Here is an 8,885-nt window from a genome sequence, read left to right as displayed (position 1 = left end):
ACACCCGGGTGCTCTGCACGGCGTCGCTGACCGAAGGCGTGCCGCGCTGGCTCAAGGGCGAAGGCCGCGGCTGGGTGACCGCCGAATACGCCATGCTGCCGCGMGCCACCAACACCCGCTCCGCCCGCGAGTCCGTGAAAGGCAAGATCGGCGGCCGCACGCACGAGATTTCCCGCCTGATCGGCCGCTCGCTGCGCTCCATCATCGATACCAAGGCGCTGGGCGAAAACACCATCGTGCTGGATTGTGATGTGCTGCAGGCCGACGGCGGCACCCGCACCGCGGCGATCACCGGCGCCTACGTGGCCCTGGCCGAGGCCATCCGCTTCGCCCGGGAGAACAAGCTGATCGCGCGCAACGCCCAGCCGCTGGTCGACACGATCGCCGCCGTCTCGGTGGGCATCATCGACGGCGTCCCGATGCTGGACCTGCCGTACGTGGAGGACGTCCGCGCCGAGACCGACATGAACGTGGTGGTGACCGGATCGGGCAAGTTCGTCGAGGTCCAGGGCACCGCCGAGGGCGCCCCGTTCGACCGCGACGAGCTCAACAAGCTGCTGGACCTGGCCCTGCTCGGCACGGAGCAGCTCGCCGCCATCCAGCGCGAAACCCTGGCCGAAGCCCCGTGACGGCAGGCCAAACGGAAAACAGGCCCGCGCCGGCTCCCGTGTTGGTCCTGGCCACCCACAACCAGGGCAAGCTCAGGGAACTGCGCGAGCTGCTGCGCGGGCAGCTGCCCGGCGTCGACGTCGACACCCAAGTGGTGGACGCCGGCRCCGTCGGGGCTCCCGACGTCGCCGAGACCGGTGTGACCTTTGCCGAGAACTCGCTGCTCAAGGCGCGGGCCGTGGCGGCTGCCACCGGCCTGGTCGCGATCGCTGACGATTCCGGCCTGGCCGTGGACGTCCTGGGCGGGGCGCCGGGGATCTTCTCGGCGCGCTGGGCCGGGCGGCACGGGGACGACGCCGCGAACCTGCGGCTGCTGCTGGACCAGCTCTCGGACGTGCCGGACGACTTCCGCGGCGCGGCGTTTGTCTGCGCCGCGGCGCTGGCCGTCCCGGCCGTGGCCGGCGAGGAAGCCCGGGAAGTGGTGGAGTACGGCCAGCTGGAGGGAACGCTGTTGCGCGAGCCGCGCGGGACCGGCGGCTTCGGCTACGACCCGGTGCTCCAGCCGAGCGGCCTGGACCGCAGCTGCGCCGAGCTCAGCCCGGAGGAGAAGAACGCCATCAGCCACCGCGGCCACGCCTTCCGCGCATTGCTGCCCGCGATCGTCGCGGCGCTGGCGGGGGAGTAACCGCCCCCGACGGGCCGGCATGCCGGCCGGGGGAGGAGCCTGCGCTACGGCGTCTTGCGCTCTTCCTCCGGCTCGTGCTCCTCGATGAATTCCTCGACGACGTCGGTGCCGTACTTTGCTGCCTGGCGCTTGGCGATCAGGCCGCGGAGCAGTTCGATGCCGATCGGAATCACGGAGAGCAGCACGATCACGATGAAGATGATGTCCAGGTTGTCGCGGACCCACGGCACCTTGTCGCCCAGCAGGTAGCCCAGCAGTGTAACGCCGCCGCCCCAGAGCGTCGCACCGATCACGTTGTAGACGAAGAACTTCCGCTTGCTCATCTGCGCCACGCCGACGATCACCGGGACAAACGTCCGGATGATCGGGACGAAGCGGGCCAGGATGAGCGCCTTGCCGCCGTGCTTTTCGAAGAAGGCGTGGGCGCTTTCAACGTTCTCTCGCTTGAAGAGCCGGGAATCCGGCTTATTGAAGATGGCCGGACCGGCTTTGGACCCAATCAGGTAGCCGGCCTGGTTGCCGATGATCGCGGAAACGACAATCAGCGCCGCGAACGCCCAGATGTTGAACTTGATCGTGCCCGTCGCAACGAGCAGGCCCGCCGTGAACAGCATCGAGTCGCCGGGCAGGAAGAACCCGATCAGCAGCCCGGTCTCCGCGAAGATGATGCCGCAGACCAGCACAACGACCCACGGCGCCAGGGCCGGGTCGGCCAGGAAGATCTGGGGGTTGAGCCAGTCGGGGAGGAAGGAGGCCAGGTGCGGCTGGACCGGACCGGCGCCTCCGAAGGTGGTCACGGCGAATTCGTGCAGGCTAAAAGGGTTCACCCATCAAGGGTACTTGACGGGCCTGGGCCGGTTCCGGCGGTAAGGTGGCTGCGTGGGTTTGGACTTTACGGCGATTGACTTCGAGACCGCTAACGGCTTCCGCGGCTCGCCGTGCGCCGTCGGCCTGAGCAAGGTGCGCGACGGCGTCGTCGTCGAGGAGGCCTCCTGGCTGATGCGGCCGCCGGCGAACCACGACGTGTTCGACCACCACAACGTCCGCATCCACGGCATCCGGCCCGAGCAGGTGGCCGGCCTGCCCCGGTTTGGCGAGCTGTTCCCCGAGATCGGCGCCTTCATCGGCGACGACGTGCTGGCCGCCCACAACGCCGCCTTCGACCTCGGCGTGATCCGGTCCGGCCTGGAGGTTTCCGGACTGCCCGGCCCCGCCTACGACTATGTGTGCACGGTGATGCTGTCCCGGCGCTGCTATTCGTTGGTGTCCAACTCGCTGCCGTATGCCGCCGAGGAGGCTGGCGTCCCGCTGCTCAACCACCACGACGCCGCCGAGGACGCCCGGGCCTGCGCCGGGATCCTGATTGACATCGCGGCCCGCAACGGCGCCGCCAGCATCGGGGAGCTGTACCTTTCGCTGGGACTGGCCGTATCCCGGCAGCCGGCCTTCGACCCGCGCCGCGACCCGCTCTCCAAGGCCACCAGGTCGGCCATCGAGGCGCTCGCCGCCGGCCAGGGCCCGGCTTCCGCGAACCGGGCGTTCCGGCCGGGCTGGCCGGAGGAGGGAGCCAACCCGGAGCCCAACGCCGGGGCCGAACCAGACCACCCCCTGTTCGGCCAGACCGTGGTGTTCACCGGCGAACTGGCGATTCCGCGGCCTGACGCGAAGCTGCGCTCCGCCGAACTCGGCGCCCGGCCGGAAAGCCGGGTCACCGCCCGTACCACGGTCCTGGTGGTGGGGGACGGCTTTGTCGCCGCGGACCTGCGCTCGGGCCGCCTGACCGGCAAGGCGCGGCGGGTCCTGGAACTGCATGAACGCGGCCAGCAGATCGAGGTCCTCTCCGAGGGGGAATTCCTGCAGATGGTGGGCGGCCACGTGGCCGCAGCACCGTCCGCGCTGGCCGGCTAGGACATTTCGGTCACACGGCRCAACAATCGTTTCGTCCCAGTCCCGCCGCTCCTRGCCTTGGACGATGAGCAAACTGATCTCTTCACCGGCCCGCGCGGCTCAGGTTCCGGCTGCCGGGCCGCAGGTCGGCATCGACTGGCGCAAGGTCTTCGCCTTCCCCAACCCGGTGAACGAGTACTCCGCGCGGATCACCGCGGCCCTGGTGGTGCTGTTGGCACTCGTGACCCTGCTGACCGGCGTGGGCTGGGGACTGGCGGTCATCGCGGGCGGCTTCTGGCTGCGGGTGCTGTTCGGCCCGCGGATCTCGCCGTTCGGCGTGCTCTCGGTCAAAGTCCTGACGCCGCTTCTGGGCAAGAAGCGGCTCGTTCCCGGGCCGCCGAAGCGCTTCGCGCAGGGTATCGGCGCGGCCATGTCCACGGCCGCCGCTGCCCTCTTCGCCGCCGGCCTGGCACCTGCTGCCTGGATTATGCTGGCGGTCCTGATTGTGGCCGCGTCCCTGGAGGCCTTCGCCGGTTTCTGCCTCGGCTGCGCGGTCTTCGGACTGCTGCAGCGCCGCGGCCTCATCCCGGAAGATGTCTGCGAAGCCTGCAACAACATCTCGCTCAGGCGCCCGTAACCGCCGCCAGCCGTGCCGCCATGCCCCGGATCAGCTCGGGGGCCTCGAGCGCGGCCAGCCAGTCCGCGGGCAGGCACTGCTCGCCGTAGTGGGCCCCCAGGATGTTGCCCGCGATCGACGCGGTGGAGTCGCTGTCACCGCTGTGGTTCACCGCCACCGCAATCGCGGCCCGAAAGTGGTCATCCGGGCCGGCAGCCGCCGTCGTCTCCGGGGCGGTGGCCAGCACGGCGTAGAGTCCGACGGCGAGTGCCTCCTCGGCTACCCACCCCTCACCCAGCTGCCGCACCAGGTCCTCGGCGCCCAGCAGGCCGCCGTCGTCCGTTGCGCTGGCAGCGGCGAGCCGAACGGACGCCGTCAGCCGTCCGACCAGCGCCGGATCGGGTTCCTCGGCTCTCGGCAGCCGGCCCTCCTGCAGCTGCGCAAGTGCGACGGCGGCCGCCTCGTGCAGGCCGCCGCCGTTGACCAGGGAATGGATCAGCAGGCTGAACACTCCGGCGCTCTGTCGGGCCGAGGGGTGTCCGTGGGTCAGCGAGGCCGCGTCCGCGCTCATCTTGTAGACCGCCTCGGCCGGGATGTTCGGAATCAGTCCGAACGGGGCCGAGCGCATCACGGTGCCGCAGCCCTTGGAGTCCGGGTTGACCGGCCGGTAGACCGTGCCCATCTCCCCGGTGGCGAGACCGCTGAGGCAGGCGTTGCCCGGCGCGCGGCGGTGCCGGAGTACCTCATGGCCGTCAATCCAGCGCGGCGGCTGGAACGGTGCGGAGTCCGGGAGGGCCTCGCCTTGGCTGCCGAGCCAGCGCAGGTACGCGAGCCAGAGGCAGGCGTTCGTGTCAGCCGCTACCCCGGAGTTTGCCCACTCGAGCGCCTCCAGTAGGCCGTCCACCGTGTACAGCGTCATCTGCGTGTCGTCGGAGAAGTGGCTCCCGCCGCCGAGCTCCTCGAAGTCCCGCAGCCCGTCCGGCCCGAAGGCAGCCCGGATCTCGTCGATGCCATCGAACTCCACCGCGTAGCCCAGCGAGTCGCCCAGCGCACCGCCCAGCAGGCAGCCGTGGATACGGGACCGAGGGGACGGTGCGGCGGACGCTGCCGTGGTGCTGTCGGGGTCAATGCTCATGCGGTCAAATTTACCCCGGTGCTGCGCCCGAACCGGAAAGCGGTCCGGCAGGCGCCGGCCGCTGCCGGTAGGGTGCTGTTGGCGCCGTCTTCGGCAGGGCGCCCTGATCGCGGACAAGGGATACGGCAGGAGACGGATGCGCGAACCAGCGTGGCGGAAGACCGGCAGCACGCCCGACTACAGGTTTTCATTGGCCAATGAGCGGACGTTTCTGGCCTGGATCAGGACCTCGCTGGCCCTGATCGCGGGCGCGCTCGCCGTTGACCAACTGGCGCCGGGAATCGCGCCCGGCCCGGTCCGGGTGGTGCTGTGCGTCGTGCTGGCCATGATCGGAGCCGGGCTCGCGGCGCTTTCCTACCGGCGCTGGGGGCGGATGGAGGCGGCAATGCGGAACCACCGCGAACTGCCGTTCTCCGGCGTGCTCCTGGTGATGACGGTGGGTGTGGCCGCCGCGGCGTTCGTCCTGGCCGGACTGATCCTGCTGGCCGGTTGAGCACCCCGGCGCCCCGGGACCCCGGCCTCCAGCCAGAGCGGACCTCCCTCGCCTGGCGGCGCACCCTGCTGGCCCTCGTCGTCGTCGACCTGCTGATCTGGCGGAGCTGGGCGCACGACGGCGGACCGGCGTCCGGCGTCGACCTCCGGGGCCTGAGCGCCCTGACTGCAATGGCGGCCACCGTCGTGCTGGCCGGCTGCGGACTCGTGCGGGGCCGCGAGCTGCGCCGTGGATTCGGGGCGCCCCCGGCGGTCCTGATGCGGTGCGCCGCGGCCGCCGTGATGGCCCTCGCCGGGAGCACGGTCGCCGCGCTGGCTCTCGGTCGCTAAGCTCAGACCCAGCCGACGTCCAGACTCCGCTGGGAGACTTTTCCCGGCAGCAGACCCCCAAGCGAAGGAACTCCAAGAACATGACGATGCCAGTGCCGGCCTCCGAGCCGCGCGGTGCCCAGCCGTCCACCGTCCTCGACGACAGGCGGCCCGGCTTCATCGCCCGGCTCTCCGCCGAGGCCCTCGGGACCCTGTTCGTCGTGGTCGTCGGCCTGGGCGTGGCGCTGTTCGCCATTCCGCAATACAACCCTATTCCCTCCTCGCTGGCGGCCGGCCTGGCCCTCACCGCGGCCATGCTCGCCTTCGGCTATTTGTCCGGCGGCCACTTCAACCCGGCGGTGACGGTGGGCAACGCGATCGCCGGCCGGATCAGGCCGGTCGAGGCCGCCGCCTACCTCGGCGCGCAACTGGTGGGCGCCCTGCTCGGGGCCCTGGCGCTGTTTGGCGTGCTGCGCACCGTGCCCAAGCTCAACGGCACGCAGGCGGCCTTCGACACGGTGGCGGCCGGCTTCGACGCGCGCTCGGTCATCCAGGCCCCGCTGGCCGGCGTCCTGCTGGTCGAGGTGCTTGGGACGGCCCTGCTGGTCGCTGTGTACCTTGGCACCACCGCGGGACGCAATCCGGCCAGGGCGGCGGCGCCGTTCGCCGTGGGCCTGACCATGGCCGTGCTGCTGCAGTTGGGCCAGAGCATCGGGAACGCCCCGTTCAACCCGGCCCGCGCCACGGCCTCCGCGCTGTTCAGTAACCCGGACGCGCTGGGCCAGCTGTGGCTCTTCTGGGTGGCGCCGCTGGTCGGCGCGGCCGTTGCCGGGCTGGTATTCCGTGGCTTTGCCCAGACCCCGGTGCGGGCCCGCGCGGGTTCCGCCGACCAGCAGTTGGAGGATGCGGGGTCCGCCGACGCTGACGACGACGACCTTGGCGGCCTCGATGACCTTGATCACGTCGACGACGTCGACAGCGCGCCGGCCGCACCGGCCGTCGCAGCAGTCAGGGAGACGGCTCCGGCCCGCTCCGATGAGGCCCGCGACTTCTTCGACAAGCGCACCCCGTAAGGTTCCTGGCCGTCCTCGCCGGGCCGCTGCGCATTCCTGTCGGTGGCAGCCGCTAGCGTAGACGTATGCGGTTATTGCACACCTCGGACTGGCATTTGGGCCGGTCGTTCCACGGCGTCGGGATGCTCGACGCCCAGCGCGCCTTCGTCGACCAGTTGGTCGGCGTCGTCCGCGGGCAGGCAGTCGATGTGGTGCTGATCGCCGGCGACGTCTACGACCGCGCACTGCCCGGCGTCGACGTCGTCGGCCTGCTCGACGACGCCCTGGTGCGGTTGACCGGCGCCGGGGCGAAGGTGGTGCTGACCAGCGGCAACCACGATTCGGCCATCCGGCTCGGCTTCGCGTCCCGGCTGCTGGAACGCGGGGGAGTGCACCTGCGCACCCGGCTCGCCGAGCTGGACACGCCCCTGCTGCTGCCGCTCTCCGATGACACCGAAGACACCGACCAGGACAGCGGGCCGGTGCTCGCGATCTACGGCATCCCTTGGCTGGAACCCCGGCTGGTCGCCGGGCAACTGGGCGTCGAAACCGCCAGCCATTTTGAGGTGACCCGCGCCGCCACGGAGCTGATCCGTGCCGACATCGCGGTCCGGTCCACGTCCCGAACCGTCCACTCCGTCGTGCTGGCCCACACCTTCGCCAGCGGCGGGATCAGTTCCGACAGCGAACGGGACCTGAGCATCGGCGGGGTCGGCGCCGTGCCGCTGGATCTCTTCGACGGCTTCAGCTACACCGCCCTGGGCCACCTGCACGGCCGGCAATCCCTCTCGCCTGCCGTGCGTTATTCCGGTTCGCCGCTGGCCTACTCGTTCTCCGAGGCGAAGCACCGAAAGGGCGGCTGGCTGATCGACGTGGATGCCAGCGGCGTCACTGCCGTCAGCGAAGTGCTGTGGGAAGCCCCGCGCGCACTCGCCGTGCTCCGCGGCAAACTGGACGAGCTGCTCACCGGCGAGGAGTTCGGCTGGGCGGAGGGCGCCTATTGCCAGATCACGCTGACCGACCCGCAGCGCCCGTCCCAGGCCATGGAACGGCTGCGCGCACGCTTTCCTGACACCCTCGTCCTGGGCTTCGACCCCGAAGGGGCCTCGGCCTCGGCCAGGACCAGCTACAGCAGCCGGCTGGCCCAGGCCGTGGACGACCTCTCGATCTGCTGCGGCTTTCTCGAGCATGTCAGGGGCCGCGGCGCCGACGCGGCCGAATCCGCCGTCCTGGCCGAAGCGCTCGAGACCGTTCGACTGGAAGGGGTGTCCCGGTGAGGATCCACCGCCTGGAAATCTCCGCGTTCGGCCCCTTTGCCGGCACGGAGTGCATCGACTTCGACCGGCTCAGCGCGCACGGGCTCTTCCTGCTTAACGGTGCCACCGGGGCGGGAAAGACCAGCGTCCTGGACGCCATCTGCTTCGCCCTCTATGGCTCGGTGCCCGGCGCCCGCCAGGAGGGGAAGCGGCTGCGCAGTGACCACGCCGACGCCGCCGCCGAGCCGCGTGTGAGTTGCGAGTTCTCGGCCAAGGGCAGGCACTTCGAAGTGACCCGGACGCCGGCCTGGAACAAGCCCAGCGCGCGGGGCAAAAACGGCTTCACCGAGCAGAAGGCCAACACGCTGCTGCGTGAGCGGGTGGACGGCGACTGGGTGGAGAAGTCCGGCCGCAACGACGAGGCAGGCGCGGAGATCACGGCCCTGCTGGGCATGGACCGGGAGCAGTTCACCCGCGTGGTGATGTTGCCGCAGGGCGACTTTGCGGCCTTCCTGCGCTCCAAGGCCTCCGACCGGCTGGTGCTGCTCCAAAGCCTGTTCGGCACCCAACGCTTCGAAGCTGTGGAACTGGAACTGGGCCGGCGGGCCGCTGCCGCCCGCACCGAGGTGGAAACCCTCAACGGCCAGCTGGAGCTGCTGCTGGCCCAGGCCGAGGCGGAAACCGCGGGCCTCGGCCTGGAACTGGACGCGGCGCCGGGCCGCGAGGACGCCGACCGGCTGCTGGCCTGGCTTGAGGCCGCTGCTGCCTCGACAGCCGGCGACCGGCAGGCCGCGGCGGCCGAGGCCGAGCGCCTGGCCGCGGACCTGGCCGCCCGGCTGGAGGC

At 70.7% G+C, this 8,885-nt stretch carries 11 protein-coding genes; 9 read left to right on the top strand and 2 right to left on the bottom strand.

Annotated features, from left to right (window positions below; genetic code table 11):
- The coding region (gene rph, locus AB4Y86_RS05930) for a ribonuclease PH (protein WP_441400956.1) at positions 1 to 629 on the top strand (629 nt) is incomplete at its 5' end.
- 41 nt (positions 630 to 670) lie between these two features.
- Positions 671 to 1,294, top strand: a complete 624-nt coding sequence (gene rdgB / locus AB4Y86_RS05925; protein WP_441400954.1) for an RdgB/HAM1 family non-canonical purine NTP pyrophosphatase — start codon at positions 671 to 673, stop codon at positions 1,292 to 1,294.
- A 44-nt stretch (positions 1,295 to 1,338) separates the two neighbouring features.
- Here rdgB and AB4Y86_RS05920 read toward each other — a convergent pair whose 3' ends face one another.
- Complete coding sequence (locus tag AB4Y86_RS05920; protein WP_441400952.1) at positions 1,339 to 2,121, bottom strand: VTT domain-containing protein; 783 nt, start codon at positions 2,119 to 2,121, stop codon at positions 1,339 to 1,341.
- A gap of 52 nt (positions 2,122 to 2,173) precedes the next feature.
- Here AB4Y86_RS05920 and AB4Y86_RS05915 point away from each other — a divergent pair, with 52 nt between their 5' ends.
- Both AB4Y86_RS05915 and AB4Y86_RS05910 read left to right on the top strand, forming a co-directional pair.
- Entirely contained in the window at positions 2,174 to 3,202 is a 1,029-nt protein-coding gene (locus AB4Y86_RS05915; protein WP_441400950.1) for an exonuclease domain-containing protein, read from the top strand.
- Positions 3,203 to 3,266: 64 nt separating this feature from the next.
- Entirely contained in the window at positions 3,267 to 3,818 is a 552-nt protein-coding gene (locus AB4Y86_RS05910; RefSeq protein ID WP_441400948.1) for a DUF4395 domain-containing protein, read from the top strand.
- On the opposite strand, the gene AB4Y86_RS05905 is transcribed toward AB4Y86_RS05910, so the two are convergent.
- On the bottom strand, positions 3,805 to 4,932 hold the full coding sequence (locus AB4Y86_RS05905; RefSeq protein WP_441400946.1) for an ADP-ribosylglycohydrolase family protein: 1,128 nt from the start codon (positions 4,930 to 4,932) through the stop codon (positions 3,805 to 3,807). The two genes, AB4Y86_RS05910 and AB4Y86_RS05905, sit on opposite strands and share 14 nt — an antisense overlap.
- A gap of 136 nt (positions 4,933 to 5,068) precedes the next feature.
- On the opposite strand from AB4Y86_RS05905, the gene AB4Y86_RS05900 reads away from it, so the two are divergent.
- From AB4Y86_RS05900 to AB4Y86_RS05880, 5 genes are all read left to right on the top strand, one after another.
- A complete protein-coding gene (locus tag AB4Y86_RS05900; protein ID WP_441400944.1) occupies positions 5,069 to 5,425 on the top strand; it encodes a YidH family protein in 357 nt (118 codons plus the stop codon).
- Positions 5,422 to 5,754 carry a DUF202 domain-containing protein gene (locus AB4Y86_RS05895; RefSeq protein ID WP_441400942.1) on the top strand — a complete coding sequence of 111 codons (333 nt, stop codon included), beginning with the start codon at positions 5,422 to 5,424 and terminating at the stop codon, positions 5,752 to 5,754. The genes AB4Y86_RS05900 and AB4Y86_RS05895 overlap by 4 nt, the downstream gene beginning before the upstream one ends.
- A gap of 80 nt (positions 5,755 to 5,834) precedes the next feature.
- A complete protein-coding gene (locus AB4Y86_RS05890; RefSeq protein ID WP_441400940.1) occupies positions 5,835 to 6,806 on the top strand; it encodes an MIP/aquaporin family protein in 972 nt (323 codons plus the stop codon).
- A gap of 65 nt (positions 6,807 to 6,871) precedes the next feature.
- Positions 6,872 to 8,062, top strand: a complete 1,191-nt coding sequence (locus AB4Y86_RS05885) for an exonuclease SbcCD subunit D (RefSeq protein WP_441400938.1) — start codon at positions 6,872 to 6,874, stop codon at positions 8,060 to 8,062.
- Positions 8,059 to 8,885: AAA family ATPase (locus tag AB4Y86_RS05880; RefSeq protein WP_441400936.1), on the top strand; the 827-nt coding region annotated here is incomplete at its 3' end. The genes AB4Y86_RS05885 and AB4Y86_RS05880, both read left to right, overlap by 4 nt.

Source organism: Arthrobacter sp. 2YAF22_2, from assembly GCF_052114645.1.
Classification (GTDB): domain Bacteria; phylum Actinomycetota; class Actinomycetes; order Actinomycetales; family Micrococcaceae; genus Arthrobacter.
This window is presented reverse-complemented; position numbering and strand designations above follow the sequence as displayed.